Raw genomic sequence first — 20,082 nt, 5'->3', positions numbered from 1 at the left:
GTAAGATAGCTCCGCTGAAAAATGACCGCTCGGTCCGTCGCAGCGCACACATCAACAAAATGGTCACGTATACGCTTCAACCTCATGAGCTGCCTGCCATGGGCGATTGAGCCGAATGCTGAAAGACCAGAACAGAGGATCACCAGAAATGCCGGATCTACTCATCGACGGTAAGACACTTCACTATTCCGACCAAGGCACCGGACCGGTGGTATTGCTCGGTCACAGCTATCTCTGGGACAAGGCGATGTGGAGTGCACAGATTGATACGCTGGCCAGCCAGTATCGGGTGATCGTGCCGGATCTGTGGGGTCATGGCGATTCCAGCGGGTTTCCTGAGGGCACGCGCAATCTCGATGACCTGGCGCGGCATGCGCTGGCGCTGCTGGATCATTTGAATATCGAGCGTTGCAGCATCGTCGGGCTGTCGGTCGGCGGTATGTGGGGCGCAATCGCTGCGCTGCTCGCGCCAGAGCGCATCACCGGGCTGGTGCTGATGGACACCTATCTGGGCAAAGAGACCGAGGCCAAGAAAGCCTACTATTTCTCGTTGCTCGACAAGCTGGAAGAAGTCGAGAGCTTTCCTGAGCCGCTGCTGGATATCGTCGTACCGATCTTCTTCCGTCCCGGCATTGATCCGCAGTCGCCTGTGTACAGGTCGTTTCGTGCGGCGCTTGCCGGCATGAATGCCGAGCAGTTGCGTCAGTCCGTCGTACCGCTGGGAAGGATGATTTTCGGTCGTGATGACCGGCTCGGTTTGATCGAGCAATTGAATGCCGACACCACGCTGGTGATGTGTGGCGATGCAGACATTCCACGCCCGCCCGAGGAGACGCGTGAGATGGCCAGCCTGATCGGCTGCCCTTATGTGCTGGTGCCTGAGGCCGGGCATATCGCCAATCTGGAAAATCCGGCGTTCGTATCGGGTGCGCTGATGACGTTCCTGGCGCGGGTTAACCAGAAGCAGGGTTGAGCTGAGCCGCGCCTTCAGGGACGGATGCAGACCCTCCGGAGCGGCGCTACCACGCTGTAGTGCTCACTTTTATACACAGAACCGGGAATGCAGCGCTTTCAGGCTTCTGCCCGAAGGGCGTGGGAGCGAACTTGTTCGCGAAGACGGTATTTCAGACGATGCATTTTCGGCGATTATACTGGCCCTTTCGCGAACAAGCGAAGCGTCGCCCGGTTCGCTCCCACGGCCTTCGGCCAGAATCAAAAGCGGACTTGTGTATAACGATGAGGAATGCCTTGCGTGACGCTCCGTGTCACACGTCTGCGCGTCGCCGCGCTTTCAAGGACGGCAGCAGACCATCAATTCAATACACCATCCAGAATCGCATACACAATCCCCGAACCCACGGCGATCAGCACCACGTCGGTGCCCAGGCGGCGCCATTCGTAGCCGTCATACTGTGGCAGGTATTGCAGCGAGCGGCTGTCCAGGCGTTTGCCGTAACCAGGTGGCAACGGGCGGCCCTTGGCGATGTGTACGCCCGGCGGCAACGGCTGGCCCCGACCGATGACGTCGCGGTGTTGCTGGAAAGTCTCGCGTACCGGGCCGAAATCCTGCGGTGGGCGGTTGCCGCCACGGTTGTCCTGATGTGCCTGTCTGCCTGGCGGGTTAGCCGGACCCTTGTCCGGGCCCCTGCCATTGTCGTTGCCCGGTCCACGGTCATTGCCACGCTGGTTATGCCCGCCGTCGTTCTGCGGTCCCGGCTGTTGGGCACCACGGTTGTCGTCCGGGCCATCACCGCGTTGATCAGGTGGTGCAGCTTGCAGCAGCGGACTGGCGCTGATCATCAAGATACCCAGTCCGGTGATAAAACGGTTTGGCAGTTTCATGGTGTTTCCTCGGCCTCACGCGATGCAGCAAAAAGGGGTTCATGACGTTGGTCATGAACCCCTTGTGTCTTGCTACATAGAGCCGCCGCTCAGGCTTTGATTCCTCTGTATCAGAAACTTTACCCTCAGCGACGAGCGCTGCGTACGCCCTCGGCCAGTGCCGCGCACAGCGTCAGTACGCCATCGACGGCATGCTCCGGCGACTCGGCACTGGCGATCTTGTCGACGAAGGCCGAGCCCACGACCACGCCGTCAGCCAGACGCGCAATCGCTGCGGCCTGCTCGGGTGTGCGGATACCGAAACCGACACTGATCGGCAGCTTGGTATGGCGGCGCAAGCGAGCGATGGCTTCAGTGACGTGCTCGGTGGTAGCCGAGCCAGCACCGGTCACACCGGCAACCGACACGTAGTAGACGAACCCGGAACTGCGCTCCAGCACACGCGGCAGACGCGCATCGTCGGTGGTCGGCGTGGTCAGGCGGATGAAGTCGATGCCGGACGCCTGTGCAGGCGTCGCCAGCTCGGCATCGTGCTCGGGTGGCAGGTCAACGATGATGAGACCGTCAACGCCTGCTTCTTTTGCCTGCGCCACGAAGGCTTCGACGCCAAAGCGGTGGATCGGGTTGTAGTAACCCATCAGCACAATCGGCGTGGTCTGATCGTCGACACGGAATTCGCTGACCATCTGCAGGGTTTTCTGCAGGGTCTGGCCAGCGTCCAGAGCACGCAGGGTCGCCAGCTGAATCGCCACGCCGTCGGCCATCGGATCGGTGAACGGCATGCCCAGCTCGATCACGTCAGCACCCGCAGCAGGCAGGCCTTTCAGGACTTTCAGCGAAGTGTCGTAGCCAGGGTCACCGGCGGTGATGAAGGTGACCAGCGCCGCACGACCTTCGGTTTTAAGCTGGGCGAAACGATGTTCTAGACGGCTCATACCAGCTGCTCCTGAGTGTGTTCGGCGGCGGCCATGTGGTTCATGACGGTTTGCATGTCTTTGTCACCGCGCCCGGACAGGCACACGACCATCAGGTGGTCATCGCGCAGGTTGGTCGCGCGCTTCATGGCTTCGGCCAGGGCGTGAGCGGTTTCCAGCGCCGGGATGATGCCTTCGAGCAGGCAGCACTGATGGAAAGCGTCCAGCGCTTCATCATCGGTGATGCTGACGTATTCGACGCGCTTCACTTCGTGCAGGAATGCGTGTTCCGGGCCGATGCCTGGATAGTCCAGACCGGCAGAGATCGAGTGTGCATCGGTGATCTGACCGTCGCCGTCCTGCAGCAGGTAGGTACGGTTGCCATGCAACACGCCCGGTACGCCGCCGTTCAGGCTGGCCGCGTGCTTGTCGGTGCTGACGCCATGACCGCCCGCTTCAACACCGATGATTTCCACGCTGGCGTCATCCAGGAACGGGTGGAACAGGCCCATGGCGTTGGAACCGCCGCCGACACAGGCGACCAGGCTGTCCGGCAGACGACCTTCCTTCTCCAGCATCTGCTCTTTGGTTTCCTTGCCGATGATGGCCTGGAAGTCACGGACCATCGCCGGGTAAGGGTGCGGGCCTGCCACGGTGCCGATCAGGTAGAAAGTGTCGTCGACGTTGGTCACCCAGTCACGCAGCGCTTCGTTCATCGCATCTTTCAGGGTGCCGGTGCCGGAGGTGACCGGAACGATTTCAGCGCCCAGCAGCCTCATGCGGAACACGTTGGCCTGCTGACGCTCGATGTCGGTAGCGCCCATGTAGATCACGCAAGGCAGACCGAAACGTGCAGCAACGGTAGCAGTGGCAACGCCGTGCATGCCGGCGCCGGTTTCCGCGATCAGGCGTTTTTTGCCCATGCGCTTGGCCAGCAGTACCTGGCCGATGCAGTTGTTGATCTTGTGCGCGCCGGTGTGATTGAGCTCTTCGCGCTTGAAGTAGATCTTCGCGCCGCCGCAGAATTCGGTCAGGCGTTCGGCGAAGTACAGCGGGTTGGGACGACCCACGTAATCGCGCTGAAAGTAGGCCATTTCTTTGATGAATTCCGGGTCGGCCTTGGCCGCTTCGTACTCGCGGTTGAGGTCTAACACCAGCGGCATCAGGGTTTCAGCCACGTAGCGGCCGCCGAATGAGCCGAACAGGCCGTTGGCGTCGGGGCCGCTGCGGAAATTGGTCTGGGTCATGAAGTGCTCCAGTTGCAGTATTGGGCGAATAGGTTGAGCCGTATTGGCAATGGGTCCACTTTAACCAGCGCAAGGCCGGATGAAAACCGATAAGATCGCTGCAACCTGTCAGGAAAACTCACAGATCATGAGCCGCGATCTCCCTCCCCTCAATGCATTGCGCGCCTTTGAAAGCACTGCCCGGCTTGGCAGTGTCAGTCAGGCGGCCGAACAGCTGAACGTGACGCATGGCGCTGTCAGTCGCCAATTGAAAGTGCTTGAAGAACACTTGGGTACAAGCCTGTTCAGCAAGGACGGACGAGGCTTGAAACTCACAGATGCCGGTATTCGGCTGCGCGATGTCAGTGGCGATGCGTTTGATCGGTTGCGCGGTGTATGTGCAGAGCTGAGCAAGGGCAGCGCAGACGCGCCGTTCGTGTTGGGGTGCTCCGGCAGCCTGCTGGCGCGCTGGTTCATCCCGCGCTTGAGTCGCCTGAATGCCGAGCTGCCGGACCTGCGTCTGCACTTGTCGGCGGGCGAAGGTGATCTTGACCCGCGTCGACCAGGTCTTGATGCCCTGCTGATATTCGCCGAGCCGCCATGGCCGGCAGACATGCAGGTCTTCGAACTGGCAAGCGAGCGGATCGGACCGGTGTTGAGCCCGCGCTTCGCGCGGTTCGAGCGTTTGTGCGATGCACCTGCCGAGGCGTTGCTGGAAGAGTCATTGCTGCAAACCACATCGCGTCCGCAGGCGTGGCCAAGCTGGGCGCAGCAGAACGGCATCGACCCGCAGTCATTGCGTTACGGGCAGGGGTTCGAGCATTTGTATTATTTGCTGGAGGCGGCCGTGGCAGGCATTGGCATCGCGATTGCGCCGGAACCTCTGGTCATCGATGACCTGAAAGCCGGTCGCCTGGCTGCGCCATGGGGCTTCAGTGAAACCCCGGCGCAGCTGGCGCTTTGGGTACCCAGACGTGCGGCCGATGGACGGGCGCAGCAGCTTGCTCAGTGGTTGAAAAATGAGCTGAAGCGGTCCGGGGAACCGATCAGAAACTGATCAGTTACCGCGCTTGAACAGCATGTAGGCAGCGATCAGGCCGATGGCACCTACCGCAACGCCAGCGGTGGTCCAAGGGTGTTCCTGAGCGTAGTCACGGGTTGCCAGCGCGTTCTCGCGGGTTTTCTCTTTGACGTCTTCGTAGACATCGCTGAGCAGGCTGCGCGAATGGCTCAGCGCGCTTTCAGCGTTGGCTTTCAGATTCTTCAGTGTCTTGCGCGACTCGTCGGTAGCGTCGGCTTTCAGGCCCTCGAGGGACTTCAGGAGGCTCTCGATTTCAGCTTCCATACTCTGCAACGAGGCTTTGCGAAGTGACGTAGTAGCCATGGTGTTTCTCCTGCAATGATGATTGGGCGTGTTGTTTCGGACTCCGCGCTTTTTGGAAAGTGCGATGGGATTTTTGCAAAGGTCTGAACTTTTGCGCGCGTTCTCCTGACAGAAGCAGGGAGCGCGCTCTATATCGCGTCTTTTTCAGACCTCAGGAGAACTGCCATGTCCGATCATCACACGTACAAGAAAGTTGAAATCGTCGGCTCTTCCACGACCACCATCGAAGACGCCATCAACAATGCCCTGGCCGAAGCCAGCAAAAGCCTCGACCTGATGGAATGGTTTGAAGTGACCGAAACCCGCGGCCATATCGAAAACGGCAAAGTCGCGCACTTCCAGGTAACGTTGAAAGTGGGCTTCCGCATCACCAACAGCTAAGGGTGATCTGAACCTTTCGACTGGCCGATTGCCATAACCTGCGCTACACACACTGATATGGCCACACGGTTGATGTGTGAGCGTGGGGATTTTCAATGGGCGCCTGTTCCGATGGCGTCTTCATTTGGCCGGACGAGAGGGATTACCCATGAAGAAGTTTTTGTTGGCTGTAGGCTTGCTGAGCATTGCAGGCACTGCCCTCGCGGCAGGCAAGCCATGTGAAGAGTTGAAAAGTGAACTCGACGCCAGACTCCAGGCGAAGGGCGTAACGTCCTACACGCTGGAAGTGGTCGAGAAAGGCAGCGCGGCCGACAAGCAAGTCGTCGGCACCTGCGAAGGCGGCACCAAGGAAATCGTTTACCAGCGCGGTTGATTGCCAACCGGGCAAGGCTCAGGCCGGTTGGCCCGGTTAATCCCGTTTGCAGGTTTCACGAACAGAATCGCCCCGGACTGTCATCCAGTCCGGGGCGATTCTGTTTGTGGCTGGTTTTTTCCGATTCGGAAAGTCGCTTAACCGTGCGCGACCTGCGCCAGAATCTCGTAGGAACGCAACCTGTCTTGGTGCTCGTACATGTCGCAGGTAAAGAGCAACTCGTCAGCGTCGGTCTGCTCGAGCAGCACATCCAGTTTGGCGCGGATCTTCTCCGGGCCACCCACCATCGCCAGCCCGAGGAAGCTTGCTACTGCCTCACGCTCGTGTGGCAGCCACAGGCCGTCCATTGACTCGACAGGCGGGCGCTGCATCAGGCTGTGCCCACGCATCAGCGCGAGAATGCGCTGATAGACCGATGTCGCCAGGTATTCGGCATGCTCGTCGGTGTCGGCCGCCGACAAGGGCACGCCGAGCATCACATAAGGCTTGTCGAGCACTTCCGATGGCTGGAAGTGATTGCGATACACGCGAATCGCCTCGTGCATGTAGCGCGGCGCAAAGTGCGATGCGAACGCATACGGCAAGCCGCGCATGCCTGCCAGCTGGGCGCTGAACAGGCTCGAGCCCAGCAGCCAGATCGGCACGTTGGTGTTTGAACCGGGTACGGCGATCACTTTTTGATCAGGCGTGCGCGGCCCCAGGTATTCCATCAGCTCGGTGACATCATCCGGGAAGTCATCGGCACTGCCGGAGCGCTCGCGGCGCAAGGCACGCGCAGTCATCTGGTCGGAGCCCGGTGCGCGGCCCAGACCCAGGTCGATGCGGTCGGGATACAGGCTGGCCAGGGTGCCGAACTGCTCGGCGATCACCAGCGGCGCATGGTTGGGCAGCATGATCCCGCCAGCCCCGACACGAATGGTCGACGTGCCGCCTGCCAGGTAGGCGAGCAGCACCGAGGTCGCTGAACTGGCGATGCCGTCCATGTTGTGGTGCTCGGCCACCCAGAAGCGGTTGTAGCCCAGCTTTTCGACATGCTGGGCAAGGTTGAGCGAGTTGCGCAGCGATTCGGCGGGGCCTTTGTCGTGGCGCACCGGCACCAGATCAAGGGTGGAAATTTTTACATCTGCCAGACGTTTCATAGGCCGGGGTAGCTCCTCGAATTGTGATGGGCCGGCTGCTGGAGCTGCCCACGATGAAACAGCAGTGCGGGCGCAAGTCCGGCTTTTCAATGGGGCAGTGTAGAAAAACCTACTGAAACGGTAGGTCTTTCCGACGGTTGAACTTTCCAGAGCCGTCTATCCTCAGAATGCTGTAACAGCAACGATCCAAATTCATTCCAAAAGGAGCCACCATGAGCATCGTCAAGAAAGCATCCGCCCACTGGGAAGGTGATCTGAAAAGCGGTATCGGCAGCATCTCCACGGAAACCGGCGTATTGCGCGAAGCACCTTACGGCTTCAAGGCACGTTTTGAAGGCGGCAAAGGCACCAACCCTGAAGAATTGATCGGCGCAGCCCATGCAGGCTGTTTCTCGATGGCCTTGTCCATGATTCTGGGCGGTGCAGGCCTGACTGCTGAAAGCATCGATACTCAGGCTGAAGTGTCGCTGGATCAGGTAGAAGGCGGTTTCGCGATCAGTGCTGTGCATTTGACCCTCAAGGCCAAAGTGCCAGGCGCGACCCAGGAGAAGTTCGACGAACTGACCAAGCAGGCCAAAGAAGGCTGCCCGGTTTCGAAAGTGTTGAACGCCAAGATCACCCTGGACGCTACATTGCTGAGCTGATTCACAGCCAGCCTTGCGGGGGCGCCTTGTGCGCTCCTGTATCTGCTGTATAAAGCTGGCTTGCTTCATCGGTCATGCGTTGGTTGACGCATGGTTTGATTATGATCAGGAGTCGAGCATGAAACGTTTTATTCTGGCAGCGACCTGCACCCTGCTGGCAACCAGCGCCCTGGCGGCACCGAAATCCTGCGAAGAGCTCAAGGCTGAAATCGAGGCCAAGATCCAGGCCAACAATGTCACGTCCTACACGCTGGAAATCGTGAGCAACGAAGAAGCCACCGATCCCAGCATGATCGTCGGCAGCTGCGACAACGGTACGAAAAAAATCATCTATCAGCTCAACGGCCGCTGATCAGATGCAGTGCACCCCGCCCTCTTCTTCCTCCTCGGCCACCACCTTGCGCTCTGCATCGTAAAGCCAGGCGTCGACACTGTTCGCCAGTGAGCGTACCTCCAGCACATAACGCTGCCCGGCAGCGAAGTGGTCGTAACGAACACTGACGTAACAGGTGATCTCGGTGTACTCGTCGCCGATCATCCCCATGCCGCCCGAGCGGTACTCATAGTCATAACGCACCTGCAACTCATGGCTGCCCGGCGTGACCTGAAAATAGCGCCCGTCGTAAGTGTTCCTGCCATCGAGCTTGTCGCCCATGATCAACTGGCCGGTGATGGTGCGCATGTCGACCCACGCCATGTCCGGATTGACGGCAGGCAAGGGGCCGGCGCATCCGGCGAGGGTGAGTGCGGTTATCAGTATCAGAAGACGGAATGGCACCGAAGTTGTACCTCTGCTTAAAAGGTTTAGTGGCGACCGTTGACATGACTTGCTGTTGGCCATTCATCCAGTCTGCAGAAACTGCGCAGCGTGTTTCAGTCAAGCGTTGGATAACGGCAAAATCGCTTCTCAGGTTTCGTGAAAATATCGGCTCATGGTGAGCAATTCGATTTCGAAGCAATCGAATTTGTTCGAGATCAGCCGCGATCTTTGCTCGGTGGGCAGATACAGTGAAACACTTTTCGAGGTTTGGAAAAAAGCGGTATAGATAGGTGGCCCAGATACGGCCTTCAAACCGTTTTGTGAACATTTTTTCCCAAAAGACGAATTTCAACTCTGCGATAACGGCGCCGGTTGTGCCACATTTCTGTCTGGCTCTTGCAAGCTCTTGTTTTGGCTTGAAAACCGGACCTGTAACATTCGGCAAGCTCTGCTCGAAGCCGGGACTCCAAGGCCACCGGGGGCCGTAAACCGAAGCGATTGCGTCTGCAACACCGTTACGGACAATCACCTCGCACAGGTGTAGAGGCGTAAGGAACGCTCCAGAGACGAGGGCGTTCCAGGCATATAAAGTTATGGCCTCATCAAGACCTCTGCCCACAGCGAGCGCTGCGTTTTCATACGTCGAAATCCGGGCAGATGAAATGGATAATCTGATTGCTTTTGCGACCTCTAAAGCTGACATTGACGACAACTGCAAATCTCCCTATAGTCCGTCCACTAGCCGAGGGCCTAGCTGGCTTATGCCTCCCCCCACGGACAGATGATATAGCAATACCCAAAGCCCACCTGCACGGTGGGTTTTCTGTTTGTGTCTAATGAAAATGGCGTTCTGCACGGGCGCGCAGCTTGGTACGTTCGAGTTCGTCCATGGATTGAGGCTCTATACCTTGCAATCCTTATAAGAGTTGCACATCCCCACTCCCCTCCGGCATAACATCACCGCACCCAAGCCACCAAAACCCTTCCCTTCATGGCCACATTCGCCCTGCCACGCCTTCGCCACCTGCTAGCGCTGACGGCCGTCACGCTGCTGACCGGCTGCTCCAGCGTTTCCTACTACAGCCAGTTGGCGCAGGGTCAGTGGCAGTTGCTGCAGGCCCGTGAGCCGGTGGAGAAGATCATTGCTGACCCGACTCGGGATGCAGGTTTGCGCAGGCATCTGGCCCGGTCACAGTTGGCGCGGGCGTTTGCCAGCGAGCATTTGCATCTGCCGGATAACCAGAGTTATCGCCTGTATGCGGATCTGGGCCGCCCTTATGTGGTGTGGAATGTGTTCGCGACGGATGAGTTCTCGCTGGAGCCGGTCACGCATTGTTTTCCCATTGCCGGGTGTGTCGCGTATCGCGGTTATTACAGCCCTGGCGGGGCGCGTGGCGAGGCGGCGTTGCAGCGGCAGGCGGGCAAGGATGTGTATTTGAGTGGCGTGGAAGCCTATTCGACGCTGGGTTGGTTCAATGATCCGATTCTCAGTTCGATGATGGGCTGGGGTGACGAGCGTCTGGCCACGCTGATTTTTCATGAATTGGCGCATCAGCGTTTTTATGTGAAGGACGACACGGAGTTCAACGAGTCCTACGCCAGTTTCGTCGAGCAGGAAGGTACGCGGCAATGGCGTGCGGCGCGGGGATTGCCGCCGGAGAGTGTTTCGCAGTCGGCACGGCGTGATCAGTTTACCCGGCTGGTGCTCGACACCCGGGAGCGACTCAAGGCGCTTTATCGTCAGCCGCTGTCGGCCGAAGTGATGCGCGCGCGCAAGGCTGAGGAATTCGAGCGGATGCGCCGTGACTACCGCGCGTTGCGGGATGAGCAGTGGGCTGGCGACAAGCGTTTCGATGCCTGGATCAACAGCCCGATGAACAACGCCAAACTGCTGCCTTTTGGTCTTTACGATCAATGGGTGCCAGCGTTCGAGACGTTGTTCAGGCAGGAGAATGGCGACTGGCAGGCGTTTTATCGAGCGGTGGAGAAGCTGGGCGGGATGCCGGTCGAGGCACGCAAGGCGGCGCTGCAGGCGTTGATGCCTTGAAGCTCCCGTGGGAGCGAGCTTGCTCGCGAAGAGGTCGGTACAGCGCCCACACAAAGGGCGTTTGAACCGCGGTCTTCGCGAACAAGCGAAGCGTCGCCCCGGCTCGCTCCTACGGCCTTCGGCCAGAATTGAAGGCCGACTGAGTGCAGAGCGCAGTATTCATAGCGGGCCTCAACCCTTATCAAACCCTTCCGCCAGATGCTGATCCTTGAGCTTCACGTAATTAGTCGCGCTGTACGGGAAGAAGGCGATTTCCTTTTCGGTCAGGGCGCGCACCTGTTTGACCGGGCGACCGACGTACAAAAAGCCGCTTTCCAGCACTTTGCCCGGCGGCACCAGGCTGCCGGCGCCGATGATCACATGGTCTTCGACGACCGCGCCGTCCATGATGGTGGTGCCCATGCCGACCAGGATGCGATTGCCGATTGTGCAGCCATGCAGCATGGCCTTGTGGCCGATGGTCACTTCATCGCCGATCAGCAGCGGAAAACCGTCCGGGTTGAAGGGGCCGGCGTGGGTGATGTGCAGCACGCTGCCGTCCTGCACGCTGGTGCGGGCGCCGATGCGGATCCGGTGCATGTCGCCGCGCACCACGGTCAGCGGCCAGACGGAGCTGTCGGCGCCGATTTCGACGTCACCGATTACCACCGCTGAATGATCGACAAAGGCCCGTTCGCCGAGGGCTGGGGTGTGCTCCTGAAACTTGCGAATGGCCACGATAGGCTCCTTCTTTGGCAGTGATAGGCGTGTAGAGCGGGTTTGGTTGCTGCGGTCGGCGTCGATTGTAATTAAGATGGCTGAGTGTTTCTTCAAGGCAAGGTGCAAAACCGTGAGCGCGAACAACCCTCTTCTGCAATCGTACGACCTGCCACCCTTTTCGGCGATTCGTGCCGAGCATGTCAAACCTGCTATCGAACAGATCCTGGCGGATAACCGCGCCGCGATTGCCGACATCCTCGCCAAACAGGGTTCGACACCGACCTGGGCCGGGCTGGTGCTGACCATGGACGAGCTGAACGACCGCCTGGGCGCTGCCTGGAGCCCCGTCAGCCACCTCAATGCCGTGTGCAACAGCGCCGAGCTGCGCGAAGCGTATGAATCGTGCCTGCCGGCCTTGAGCGCCTACTCCACCGAGATGGGCCAGAACCGCGCGCTGTTCCAGGCCTATGAAGCCTTGGCCAATGGCCCCGAGGCCGCCAGTTTCGACGTTGGACAGAAGACCATTCTGGAGCAATCGCTGCGTGACTTCCGCCTGTCCGGTATCGATCTGCCGCCAGAGCAGCAGAAGCGCTATGCCGAAGTGCAGAGCAAACTGTCGGAGCTGGGCAGCCAGTTTTCCAACCAACTGCTCGATGCCACTCAGGCCTGGACCAAGCTGGTTGCCGATGAGTCCGCCCTCGCCGGCCTGACCGATTCTGCCAAACAGCAGATGGCCGCAGCAGCCAAGGCCAAGGACCTGGAAGGCTATCTGATCACGCTGGAATTCCCGAGCTACTACGCGGTGATGACCTACGCCGAAGACCGCGCACTGCGCGAGGAAGTCTATGCGGCGTACGCCACCCGCGCGTCGGATCAAGGTCCGAACGCCGGCAAGAACGACAACACGCCGGTCATGGAGCAGATCCTCGACCTGCGTCAGGAACTCGCGCAATTGCTCGGTTATGCCAACTACGCTGAACTGAGCCTGGCGACCAAGATGGCCGAGTCCAGCGATCAGGTGCTGAGCTTCCTGCGTGACCTGGCCAAGCGCAGCAAGCCTTTTGCTGCTCAGGACCTGGAGCAGCTCAAGGCCTATGCCGCCGAACAGGGCTGCCCGGATCTGCAAAGCTGGGACAGCGGTTTCTACGGCGAGAAGCTGCGCGAGCAGCGCTACAGCGTTTCCCAGGAAATCCTGCGCGCCTACTTCCCTGTCGATAAGGTGCTCGGCGGCCTGTTCACCATCGTCCAGCGCCTGTACGGCATCGAGATTGCCGAGCAGAAAGGCTTCGACACCTGGCACCCGGATGTTCGTCTGTTCGAGATCAAGGAAAACGGTCAGCACGTCGGGCGTTTCTTCTTCGATCTGTATGCCCGCGCCAACAAGCGTGGCGGTGCCTGGATGGACGGCGCGCGTGACCGTCGCCGTACGGCGCAAGGCACGTTGCAAAGCCCGGTGGCCAATCTGGTGTGCAACTTCACACCTGCTGTTGCCGGCAAGCCTGCGCTGCTTACCCACGACGAAGTGACCACGCTGTTCCACGAATTCGGTCATGGTCTGCATCACCTGCTGACCCGCGTCGAGCATGCCGGTGTATCCGGTATCAATGGCGTGGCCTGGGACGCCGTCGAGCTGCCGAGCCAGTTCATGGAAAACTGGTGCTGGGAGCCCGAAGGCCTGGCGCTGATCTCCGGTCATTACGAAACCGGCGAGCCGTTGCCGCAGGATCTGCTGGAGAAAATGCTCGCTGCCAAGAACTTCCAGTCCGGCCTAATGATGGTGCGCCAGCTGGAGTTCTCGCTGTTCGACTTCGAACTGCATGCCACGCATGGCGACGGCCGCAGCGTGCTGGAGGTGCTGGAAGGTATTCGCGACGAAGTCTCGGTGATGCGTCCGCCTGCCTATAACCGTTTCCCGAACAGCTTCGCGCACATCTTCGCAGGCGGTTACGCAGCCGGTTATTACAGCTACAAGTGGGCTGAAGTGCTGTCCGCCGATGCGTTCTCGAAGTTCGAGGAAGATGGCGTGCTCAACGCTGAAACCGGACGCGCCTTCCGCGAAGCCATTCTGGCACGTGGCGGTTCGCAGGCACCGATGGTGCTGTTCGTCGACTTCCGCGGACGCGAGCCGTCGATTGACGCATTGTTGCGTCACAGTGGCTTGAGTGAGGACGCGGCAGCATGACCGATACACCGGTAGTCATTACCAGGAAACGCTTCATCGCCGGGGCGGTGTGCCCGGCGTGCAGCGAGCCCGACAAACTGATGATGTGGAACGAAAACGACGTGCCGCATCGCGAGTGCGTGAGTTGCGGCTACAGCGATACGCTCAACGAGCAGGGTATTTCGATACCGAAGGAGTTGGGCACACGGGTCAACAAGGTGGTGGTCAAACCGGCTGATCCCAAGGTTCAGGGTGTACAGTTCTTCCCGAACCCGAAGTTGAAGAAGCCGGTTGATTTGAGCGACTAGAGTCAATTAGGTATGGGGGGCGGTAAACGCCCCCTCTCACACTATTAGTTAACTGGCTCTTCTGTACCCGTATCGTTGGTTTTTTCTTCTTTCGGCTTTATGGAAAGATTCATGACCGCATAGGCTTGGGCCAAGGCAAGTATTGCAGTGATGTCCTGGGTATTGGTGACGCCGTCTTCGTTGATGTCGGCTCCACTTTTTACTGTGTCGAAACCTTTATATTTATCGGACGCTGTTACATAAGCCATGCCATCCATCTCGTCTCCGTTCCAGTGTTGCACCAGTATTTCGGGAATACCGTCGCCTTCAAAATCTTCCATGGACAACCTGATTTCATAATTAGCCATGTTCTCAATCCTCTTTTATTGATTGAGATGCCAGTACTGCCAGCCTCTCCGGCACCTGTGTAAGTCAGGTTTTGTTACAGGCGTAACCAGGCTTTACCAATCCACCAACTCAGCCACCTTCTTCCTGAAGGCCAATGCCAGGTCGGTCAGAACTTCCTCGTCCCTTCCCAGTTCGCCGCGAATCTTGTGCTTGCCATGAGGGTGCAGCCTGACCCAGGCATGCTCTTGCAAATCATCGTTTTCATAAAATTCAATGGCTATTTCAGGATGGTCATGTTCCTCAATGTCTTCAGCCCACAACCGAATCTCATACTTGGCCATCACCCACCTCGTTCTCAGGTAAATGCGCCAGTACCCGATAGCCGAGTTGGCGTTTCGCTACACTAGGCTTGAAGAAAAAGGGTGTCTACTGGCAGAAGTAACAGGTGGTTTTTTATACAGGGCGGGAACTATCTAAAGAAGGGCTTTAATAGCACTTAAACATACAGTCAGGACAAGCGGCGGGCGCCGCTTGTCCTTGAGCACGCGTGAAGTTTCAGTCTGCTGTCTGAAGCCTGCGCTTCTCGGCCAGACGACTTCTGCCGTACAGCACGGCAATGGCGATCAGGGCGATGGCCTGTGCGCCGAGCGAGTACAGGTCGGCGTGAATGCCCAGCCAGTCGAACTCGAAGAACGGCACCGGCCTTGTGCCGAATATGCCCGCCTCTTGCAGCGCCTTGACGCCGTGACCGGCAAACACCACCGACAGTGCGCAGAGCAGCGCAGCGTTGATGCCGAAGAACAGCGACAGCGGCAGCTTCGCCGAGCCGCGCAGGATGACCCACGCCAGGCCCACCAGCAGCACCAGCGCCGTGGCACCGCCCGCCAGCACGGCATCGTGCCCGGCCGGTCCTGCCTGCAGCCACAGGGTTTCGTAGAACAGGATGACTTCGAACAACTCGCGATACACCGAGAAGAACGCCAGCACTGCGAAGCCGAAACGACCGCCGCCGCCGACCAGGCTGCTTTTGACGTAGTCCTGCCACGCAGCGGCGTGGCGACGGTCATGCATCCACACCCCGAGCCAGAGCACCATCACACTGGCGAACAACGCGGTGGCGCCTTCCAGCAATTCCCGTTGCGCGCCGCTGACGTCGATGACATACGCCGCGAGCGCCCAGGTGGCCAGCCCGGCCAGCAGCGCCAGACCCCAGCCGATGTTGACGCTGCGTACGGCAGACTGCTGGCCGGTGTTGCGCAGAAACGCCAGGATCGCCGCCAGTACCAGAATCGCTTCCAGTCCTTCACGCAGCAGAATCAACAGGCCCGAAATATAGCTCAGTGACAGGCTCAGGCCGTCGCTGCCCAACAGGTCCGCCGACTCCTTGAGCTTGCCTTTGGCCGCTTCCAGCTTCTGCGCAACCTGAGGTAGCGGCATGCTGTCCTGCAAGGACTGCCGGTAAGCCATCAGGCTCTTTTCAGTGTCCTTGCGCACATTGGCGTCGACGTTATCCAGCGAGCTTTCGACCAGCTCGAAACCCTCCAGATACGCCGCGACCGACAAATCATAGGCCTGCTCGCGATCACCGGCCTTGTAGGCCGCCAGGCTCTTGTCCAGCGTTACACTGGTGTAATCCAGCAGTTGCGCCGGGCCGCGCTGTACCTGTGGTGGCTGCGCGCGCTGGGCCCGGAAGGTGGCGGTAGCGTCCGGACCTTCGGCTGCCTGGATTTCGGCCGGTGTCTGGCGAGCCAGGTCGGCGAGGTTGAAGGTCTTGGCAGGCTGGGCGACAGGTTGCGCGCTGAAGCTGGCGATATAGGTCGCTATATCCCAGCGCTGGCGATCATCCAGCTGGTCGGCGAACGCAGGCATATCGGTGCCGGCAATACCCAGCCCGGTCGCGTTGTAGAGATCGTAGAGACTCAGGCGATCCAGCCGCGCGGTATCCCGCAGGTTCGAGGGCGGCGGTTCCAGGCCGATACCTGCCGGTCCATCCCCTGCACCGCTGTCGCCATGGCACACCGAGCAATGCTGGGCGTACAAAGGCGCGCCACGGGCGGGGTCCGGCGTAATGGCCGGGGCCTGACTGACCTCGTAGGCAAGCGCGAGCTTCGCACTCAACTGCCGCGCCTGACGCGTGACCTGCGAAGGGTCCTGTCGACCCGCCACAGCGCTTTTCAGCTGGGTGACCGCCTGCTCCAGCGCATCCCGCCCGGCGCGCTGCGGCAAGGCAACGACCAGGCCCTGCAACGCAGCCAGGTTATCGACCTGTTGCTGGTACTTGACGGTGTCCACGACCTTGCCGTCTGCCACGGTCGCCGGGTAATCGGCCCCCAGGTAATCCAGCAGATGCAGCGCCTGTGCTGCACCCTCGACCGGGTCGGCCAGCGCAACGCAGCTGCCCAGCGCCAGGAGCGGCAACAGTAACCAGGCAAGAAAACGAGAATGGACGGGCATTGCAGAATCTCGACGGGAATGCGAAGCGTTGCATTGTTAACGCCGCAACGGCACTACTCAATAGTCGAGGTCTATTTTTGTTACAGAATCTTACGTTCAGCCTTCAGTCGCCCTGAGCAGAACGGGTGTCTGCTCAGGGCTCGAGACCGACACGTTTCAGGCCGTACCGCGATGCAACGTCGCGAGGAAACCTGCCGCGCCCACGAACAGGCTGGCGAAGGTGCGATTCATGCGACGTTGCTGGCGAGGCGTCTTGAGCAGGCGCAACACCTTGGATGCCAGCCCGGTGTAGCCCGCCATCACGATCAGATCGACCACCACCATGGTCGCCGCGATGATCGCGTACTGGATGAGCAGCGGAGCGGCCGGGTCGATGAACTGTGGCAGGATCGCCAGAATGAAGATCAGCGCCTTGGGGTTGCTGATATTCACCAGAAAACCACGCAATACCAGCGTCATCGGTTTGCCCACAGGGCGCACGGCAGATTCGTCGGCCAGGTCGGCTGGCAGGGCGCGCCATTGCTTGATGCCGAGATAGACCAGGTATGCGACGCCGAACCACTTGATCAGTGTGAACGCCATATCGGAGGCCGCCAGCACGGCACCCAGACCTGCCGCGACAATCGCGATCTGTGCCACCAACGCAATCTGCAAGCCCAGGGCATTCCAGTAGCCACGCCAGAAACCGTATTGCAGGCCGCAGGACATCGAAGCGATGGCGCCCGCGCCAGGAGACAGACTGATAATCCAGCAGGCCGCAAAAAAGCCCAGCCACGTTTCAAGCGCCATCGTGCACCTCAAGCAAAGTCCAATGCTCAGTAAATTAATGCGGGTTGCTTTGCAAAGCTAACGATTTCTAATCCTGCTCGTCCGGCTGCTTTGCGACCACCATCTGCGGAAACAGATCGCTGCCACGCCAACGGCGCACCGACTTCTGGAAAAACTGGCTGTTGGGCACCTGGACCAGCGCACCACCGGCTTCCGGGGTCTCGATCAGGGTGGTGAACATCAGGTTGATGGCAACCACCCTGCCCTTCACGCCCGGCTTGTCCAGCGTATCGACCAGCTCGACCATGTCACCGATGCGGAACGGGCCGATGGTGAAGATCAGAATGGCGCAGAGCAGGTTCGACAGCACGCTCCACATGGCGAAGAACGCCACCGCCGCGACGGCGACGAAGCCGGACAGTGCAGTCCACAGCACCGTGGCCGACACCCCGAGTCGACCCAGGACGAGGACAAAGGCGCTGCCCATGATCAACCAGCGCAGGCCGCCGCGAACCGGCACCAGCAATTCTGGCGGCAACGGATAGCGCTCGCCCAGCCCGGTCAGAAAACCACCCACGATGCGTTGCAGTACGTAACCGGCCAGCAGGATCAGCAGAATCTGCGCACCCACCAGCAGCGGTTCAAGCCAGTACGCGGATACCGGCAAGCCCAACATGTCCATCACTTCCCTGCCTCACTCACGACAATGCTTCCAGTTCGGCCTGCATTGATTCCAACAGTTCCAGCGCTTGCATCCAGGCGTCTTCCAGCTCGGCTTCGCGCACTTTCAGCTTCGCCTGTTCGGCCAGCAGATCGCGCAGCTTGTCCTTGTTGGCCGCCTCGTAGTTGGTGCTGTCAGCCAGCGCTTCTTCGACCTTGGCGAGTTTCTCATTCACCAGCCCGAGATCACGCTCCAGCTTGTCGGCTTCGCGCTTGTGCGGCGCCAGTTGCTGACGCAAGGCCGCTGCCTGCTGGCGCTGGGCTTTCTTATCGGTCTTGTCGGCGTTGACGGGCGTGTTGCTGACCGGAGCGTTGCGCAGCCGGTAATCGGCCAGCCAGCGCGTGTAGTCATCCAGATCGCCGTCGAACGCCTGCACGCGGCCGTCGGCCACCAGCAGGAAGTCATCGGTCGTGCTCTTGAGCAAGTGCCGATCGTGAGACACCACCAGTACCGCGCCACCGAACTCCTGCAAGGCCATGGTCAGCGCCAGGCGCATCTCCAGGTCGAGGTGGTTGGTCGGTTCATCGAGCAGCAACAGATTGGGCTTTTCCCAGGCAATCAGCGCCAGCGCCAGACGGGCTTTCTCGCCACCGGAGAAATTCAGCACCGGCTCATCCAGACGCGCGCCACGGAAGTCGAAACCGCCCAGGAAATCGCGCAAGGTCTGTTCACGCTCGGTCGGTGCCAGGCGCTGCAGGTGCAGCAACGGCGTCGCCTTGGCGTCCAGTGAGTCGAGCTGATGCTGGGCGAAGTAGCCCACGGTGAGGTTTTCGCCACGCACCAGCCGACCGCTTTGCGGCTCAAGCTCGCCGGCGAGGTTTTTGATCAGCGTCGACTTGCCTGCGCCGTTCGGACCCAGCAGGCCGATGCGTGCACCGGGCGTGAGTTGCAGCTTGACCTTCTCGAGGATGGTCTTGTCGCCGTAACCCAGGCGCGCATCGGACAGGTCCAGCAAGGGGCTGGAGATCTTGTCGGACTCACGGAAGACGAAGTTGAACGGAGAGTCGACGTGCGCGGCCGACAGCTCTTCCATGCGTTCCAGCGCCTTGATCCGGCTTTGTGCCTGACGGGCCTTGGTGGCCTGGGCCTTGAAGCGCGCGATGTACTTTTCCATGTGCGCACGTTGCGCCTGCTGCTTCTCGTAGGCCTGTTGCTGCTGGGCCAGACGTTCGGCACGAGCCCGCTCGAAGGCGCTGTAGCCGCCGCGATAGAGAGTGATCTTGCGTTGCTCGACATGGGCGATGTGATCGACCACGGCATCCAGAAAATCCCGGTCGTGGGAAATCAGCAGCAAGGTGCCGGGGTAACTCTTGAGCCAGTCTTCAAGCCACAGAATGGCGTCGAGGTCCAAGTGGTTGGTCGGTTCGTCGAGCAGCAGCAGGTCCGAGGGGCACATCAATGCCTGCGCCAGGTTCAGGCGCATACGCCAGCCACCGGAGAAACTGCCGACCTGACGCTCCATCTGTTCGTTGGTGAAGCCCAGCCCGGCCAGCAGCTTGCGAGCGCGTGCGTCGGCGGTATAACCGTCGGCGCTGTCGAGCTCCGAATGCAGACGGGCCTGAGCGGCACCGTCCTGCGCGGCTTCGGCCTCGGCCAGCGAGCTCTGTACCTCGCGCAGGCGCTCGTCGCCATCGAGCACGTAATCCACGGCCAGGCGTTCGAGCGTGTCGACCTCCTGGCGCATGTGCGCGATACGCCAGTCGGCGGGCAGCAGGCAGTCGCCGGCATCCGGCGTCAGCTCTCCACGCAGCAGGGCAAACAGGCTGGATTTACCGGCGCCATTGGCACCGATCAGACCGGCTTTATGGCCGGCGTGCAGAGTCAGCTCGGCGTCTTCTAGCAGACGTTGCGGACCACGCTGTAAGGTAAGGCTTTGAAGTCGAATCATAATGGCGGCGGAGTCTACCAGCTTCGTCCTGAACAGGTGGATCACT

The 20,082-nt window shown here is 59.9% G+C and carries 22 protein-coding genes and 1 pseudogene; 9 read left to right on the top strand and 14 right to left on the bottom strand.

Annotated elements, in window-relative coordinates; translation table 11 throughout:
• Positions 1–148: 148 nt before the first annotated feature.
• Entirely contained in the window at positions 149–973 is an 825-nt protein-coding gene (locus tag KBY08_RS16500) for an alpha/beta fold hydrolase (RefSeq protein ID WP_024659639.1), read from the top strand.
• Between the two features lie 338 nt (positions 974–1,311).
• On the opposite strand, the gene KBY08_RS16495 is transcribed toward KBY08_RS16500, so the two are convergent.
• From KBY08_RS16495 to trpB, 3 genes are all read right to left on the bottom strand, one after another.
• A complete protein-coding gene (locus tag KBY08_RS16495; RefSeq protein ID WP_024651194.1) occupies positions 1,312–1,842 on the bottom strand; it encodes an anti-virulence regulator CigR family protein in 531 nt (176 codons plus the stop codon).
• A gap of 125 nt (positions 1,843–1,967) precedes the next feature.
• Entirely contained in the window at positions 1,968–2,777 is an 810-nt protein-coding gene (gene trpA, locus KBY08_RS16490; RefSeq protein ID WP_024651193.1) for a tryptophan synthase subunit alpha, read from the bottom strand.
• On the bottom strand, positions 2,774–4,003 hold the full coding sequence (gene trpB / locus KBY08_RS16485) for a tryptophan synthase subunit beta (RefSeq protein WP_003401519.1): 1,230 nt from the start codon (positions 4,001–4,003) through the stop codon (positions 2,774–2,776). The genes trpA and trpB overlap by 4 nt, the downstream gene beginning before the upstream one ends.
• A 79-nt stretch (positions 4,004–4,082) precedes the next feature.
• Here trpB and KBY08_RS16480 point away from each other — a divergent pair, with 79 nt between their 5' ends.
• On the top strand, positions 4,083–5,039 hold the full coding sequence (locus KBY08_RS16480) for a LysR family transcriptional regulator (protein ID WP_024660933.1): 957 nt from the start codon (positions 4,083–4,085) through the stop codon (positions 5,037–5,039).
• Here the strand turns inward: KBY08_RS16480 and KBY08_RS16475 are convergent, their stop codons facing one another.
• Complete coding sequence (locus tag KBY08_RS16475) at positions 5,040–5,366, bottom strand: DUF883 family protein (protein ID WP_003318456.1); 327 nt, start codon at positions 5,364–5,366, stop codon at positions 5,040–5,042. It lies immediately after the preceding gene.
• A 165-nt stretch (positions 5,367–5,531) separates the two neighbouring features.
• Here KBY08_RS16475 and KBY08_RS16470 point away from each other — a divergent pair, with 165 nt between their 5' ends.
• Together KBY08_RS16470 and KBY08_RS16465 are read left to right on the top strand one after the other, a co-directional pair.
• Positions 5,532–5,747, top strand: coding sequence for a dodecin (locus tag KBY08_RS16470; protein WP_003318455.1), 216 nt, complete (start codon positions 5,532–5,534; stop codon positions 5,745–5,747).
• 148 nt (positions 5,748–5,895) lie between these two features.
• A complete protein-coding gene (locus KBY08_RS16465; protein WP_003318454.1) occupies positions 5,896–6,120 on the top strand; it encodes a DUF1161 domain-containing protein in 225 nt (74 codons plus the stop codon).
• A 137-nt stretch (positions 6,121–6,257) separates the two neighbouring features.
• On the opposite strand, the gene KBY08_RS16460 is transcribed toward KBY08_RS16465, so the two are convergent.
• Complete coding sequence (locus KBY08_RS16460) at positions 6,258–7,259, bottom strand: LLM class flavin-dependent oxidoreductase (protein WP_003401526.1); 1,002 nt, start codon at positions 7,257–7,259, stop codon at positions 6,258–6,260.
• 212 nt (positions 7,260–7,471) lie between these two features.
• Between KBY08_RS16460 and KBY08_RS16455 the strand changes: the two genes are divergently transcribed.
• Both KBY08_RS16455 and KBY08_RS16450 read left to right on the top strand, forming a co-directional pair.
• Positions 7,472–7,903, top strand: coding sequence for an OsmC family protein (locus KBY08_RS16455; RefSeq protein ID WP_003340074.1), 432 nt, complete (start codon positions 7,472–7,474; stop codon positions 7,901–7,903).
• Between the two features lie 118 nt (positions 7,904–8,021).
• Positions 8,022–8,255 (top strand): DUF1161 domain-containing protein, encoded by a 234-nt coding sequence (locus KBY08_RS16450; protein WP_003318449.1) that lies wholly within the window; start codon positions 8,022–8,024, stop codon positions 8,253–8,255.
• On the opposite strand, the gene KBY08_RS16445 is transcribed toward KBY08_RS16450, so the two are convergent.
• Both KBY08_RS16445 and KBY08_RS26510 read right to left on the bottom strand, forming a co-directional pair.
• Positions 8,256–8,621, bottom strand: a complete 366-nt coding sequence (locus tag KBY08_RS16445) for a hypothetical protein (protein ID WP_024640020.1) — start codon at positions 8,619–8,621, stop codon at positions 8,256–8,258.
• A gap of 79 nt (positions 8,622–8,700) precedes the next feature.
• Positions 8,701–9,366, bottom strand: a pseudogene (locus KBY08_RS26510) (hypothetical protein); the annotation flags it as partial.
• Positions 9,367–9,654: 288 nt separating this feature from the next.
• On the opposite strand from KBY08_RS26510, the gene KBY08_RS16435 reads away from it, so the two are divergent.
• Positions 9,655–10,710 carry an aminopeptidase gene (locus tag KBY08_RS16435; protein ID WP_096135228.1) on the top strand — a complete coding sequence of 352 codons (1,056 nt, stop codon included), beginning with the start codon at positions 9,655–9,657 and terminating at the stop codon, positions 10,708–10,710.
• A 171-nt stretch (positions 10,711–10,881) separates the two neighbouring features.
• On the opposite strand, the gene KBY08_RS16430 is transcribed toward KBY08_RS16435, so the two are convergent.
• Positions 10,882–11,427 carry a gamma carbonic anhydrase family protein gene (locus KBY08_RS16430; protein ID WP_058822572.1) on the bottom strand — a complete coding sequence of 182 codons (546 nt, stop codon included), beginning with the start codon at positions 11,425–11,427 and terminating at the stop codon, positions 10,882–10,884.
• A gap of 112 nt (positions 11,428–11,539) precedes the next feature.
• Here KBY08_RS16430 and prlC point away from each other — a divergent pair, with 112 nt between their 5' ends.
• Both prlC and KBY08_RS16420 read left to right on the top strand, forming a co-directional pair.
• On the top strand, positions 11,540–13,591 hold the full coding sequence (gene prlC, locus KBY08_RS16425; RefSeq protein WP_111522526.1) for an oligopeptidase A: 2,052 nt from the start codon (positions 11,540–11,542) through the stop codon (positions 13,589–13,591).
• Positions 13,588–13,878 carry a YheV family putative zinc ribbon protein gene (locus KBY08_RS16420; protein ID WP_011266148.1) on the top strand — a complete coding sequence of 97 codons (291 nt, stop codon included), beginning with the start codon at positions 13,588–13,590 and terminating at the stop codon, positions 13,876–13,878. Before prlC ends, KBY08_RS16420 begins: the two co-directional genes overlap by 4 nt.
• Before the next feature lie 44 nt (positions 13,879–13,922).
• Here the strand turns inward: KBY08_RS16420 and KBY08_RS16415 are convergent, their stop codons facing one another.
• From KBY08_RS16415 to KBY08_RS16390, 6 genes are all read right to left on the bottom strand, one after another.
• Positions 13,923–14,225 carry a hypothetical protein gene (locus KBY08_RS16415; RefSeq protein ID WP_011266149.1) on the bottom strand — a complete coding sequence of 101 codons (303 nt, stop codon included), beginning with the start codon at positions 14,223–14,225 and terminating at the stop codon, positions 13,923–13,925.
• 93 nt (positions 14,226–14,318) lie between these two features.
• Positions 14,319–14,546 (bottom strand): hypothetical protein, encoded by a 228-nt coding sequence (locus tag KBY08_RS16410; protein WP_003401541.1) that lies wholly within the window; start codon positions 14,544–14,546, stop codon positions 14,319–14,321.
• A 214-nt stretch (positions 14,547–14,760) separates the two neighbouring features.
• Positions 14,761–16,659, bottom strand: coding sequence for a cytochrome c/FTR1 family iron permease (locus KBY08_RS16405; protein WP_032654833.1), 1,899 nt, complete (start codon positions 16,657–16,659; stop codon positions 14,761–14,763).
• Between the two features lie 156 nt (positions 16,660–16,815).
• Complete coding sequence (locus tag KBY08_RS16400; RefSeq protein WP_011266152.1) at positions 16,816–17,448, bottom strand: LysE family transporter; 633 nt, start codon at positions 17,446–17,448, stop codon at positions 16,816–16,818.
• A 67-nt stretch (positions 17,449–17,515) separates the two neighbouring features.
• Positions 17,516–18,109 carry a mechanosensitive ion channel family protein gene (locus tag KBY08_RS16395; RefSeq protein ID WP_002551363.1) on the bottom strand — a complete coding sequence of 198 codons (594 nt, stop codon included), beginning with the start codon at positions 18,107–18,109 and terminating at the stop codon, positions 17,516–17,518.
• A 16-nt stretch (positions 18,110–18,125) separates the two neighbouring features.
• Positions 18,126–20,036 carry an ATP-binding cassette domain-containing protein gene (locus tag KBY08_RS16390; RefSeq protein ID WP_024640024.1) on the bottom strand — a complete coding sequence of 637 codons (1,911 nt, stop codon included), beginning with the start codon at positions 20,034–20,036 and terminating at the stop codon, positions 18,126–18,128.
• Positions 20,037–20,082 lie beyond the last annotated feature (46 nt).

Source organism: Pseudomonas sp. P135 (genome assembly GCF_020312125.1).
GTDB classification, from domain to species: domain Bacteria; phylum Pseudomonadota; class Gammaproteobacteria; order Pseudomonadales; family Pseudomonadaceae; genus Aquipseudomonas; species Aquipseudomonas fragariae.
This window is presented reverse-complemented; position numbering and strand designations above follow the sequence as displayed.

What these genes read in the sequence shown, in the direction of transcription:
- KBY08_RS16500 (WP_024659639.1), top strand. Translation starts at nt 149, where the DNA reads ATGCCGGATCTACTCATCGACGGTAAGACACTTCACTATTCCGACCAA.
- KBY08_RS16495 (WP_024651194.1), bottom strand. Translation starts at nt 1,842, where the DNA reads ATGAAACTGCCAAACCGTTTTATCACCGGACTGGGTATCTTGATGATC.
- trpA (WP_024651193.1), bottom strand. Translation starts at nt 2,777, where the DNA reads ATGAGCCGTCTAGAACATCGTTTCGCCCAGCTTAAAACCGAAGGTCGT.
- trpB (WP_003401519.1), bottom strand. Translation starts at nt 4,003, where the DNA reads ATGACCCAGACCAATTTCCGCAGCGGCCCCGACGCCAACGGCCTGTTC.
- KBY08_RS16480 (WP_024660933.1), top strand. Translation starts at nt 4,083, where the DNA reads ATGAAAACCGATAAGATCGCTGCAACCTGTCAGGAAAACTCACAGATC.
- KBY08_RS16475 (WP_003318456.1), bottom strand. Translation starts at nt 5,366, where the DNA reads ATGGCTACTACGTCACTTCGCAAAGCCTCGTTGCAGAGTATGGAAGCT.
- KBY08_RS16470 (WP_003318455.1), top strand. Translation starts at nt 5,532, where the DNA reads ATGTCCGATCATCACACGTACAAGAAAGTTGAAATCGTCGGCTCTTCC.
- KBY08_RS16465 (WP_003318454.1), top strand. Translation starts at nt 5,896, where the DNA reads ATGAAGAAGTTTTTGTTGGCTGTAGGCTTGCTGAGCATTGCAGGCACT.
- KBY08_RS16460 (WP_003401526.1), bottom strand. Translation starts at nt 7,259, where the DNA reads ATGAAACGTCTGGCAGATGTAAAAATTTCCACCCTTGATCTGGTGCCG.
- KBY08_RS16455 (WP_003340074.1), top strand. Translation starts at nt 7,472, where the DNA reads ATGAGCATCGTCAAGAAAGCATCCGCCCACTGGGAAGGTGATCTGAAA.
- KBY08_RS16450 (WP_003318449.1), top strand. Translation starts at nt 8,022, where the DNA reads ATGAAACGTTTTATTCTGGCAGCGACCTGCACCCTGCTGGCAACCAGC.
- KBY08_RS16435 (WP_096135228.1), top strand. Translation starts at nt 9,655, where the DNA reads ATGGCCACATTCGCCCTGCCACGCCTTCGCCACCTGCTAGCGCTGACG.
- KBY08_RS16420 (WP_011266148.1), top strand. Translation starts at nt 13,588, where the DNA reads ATGACCGATACACCGGTAGTCATTACCAGGAAACGCTTCATCGCCGGG.
- KBY08_RS16415 (WP_011266149.1), bottom strand. Translation starts at nt 14,225, where the DNA reads ATGGCTAATTATGAAATCAGGTTGTCCATGGAAGATTTTGAAGGCGAC.
- KBY08_RS16410 (WP_003401541.1), bottom strand. Translation starts at nt 14,546, where the DNA reads ATGGCCAAGTATGAGATTCGGTTGTGGGCTGAAGACATTGAGGAACAT.
- KBY08_RS16405 (WP_032654833.1), bottom strand. Translation starts at nt 16,659, where the DNA reads ATGCCCGTCCATTCTCGTTTTCTTGCCTGGTTACTGTTGCCGCTCCTG.
- KBY08_RS16400 (WP_011266152.1), bottom strand. Translation starts at nt 17,448, where the DNA reads ATGGCGCTTGAAACGTGGCTGGGCTTTTTTGCGGCCTGCTGGATTATC.
- KBY08_RS16395 (WP_002551363.1), bottom strand. Translation starts at nt 18,109, where the DNA reads ATGGACATGTTGGGCTTGCCGGTATCCGCGTACTGGCTTGAACCGCTG.
- KBY08_RS16390 (WP_024640024.1), bottom strand. Translation starts at nt 20,036, where the DNA reads ATGATTCGACTTCAAAGCCTTACCTTACAGCGTGGTCCGCAACGTCTG.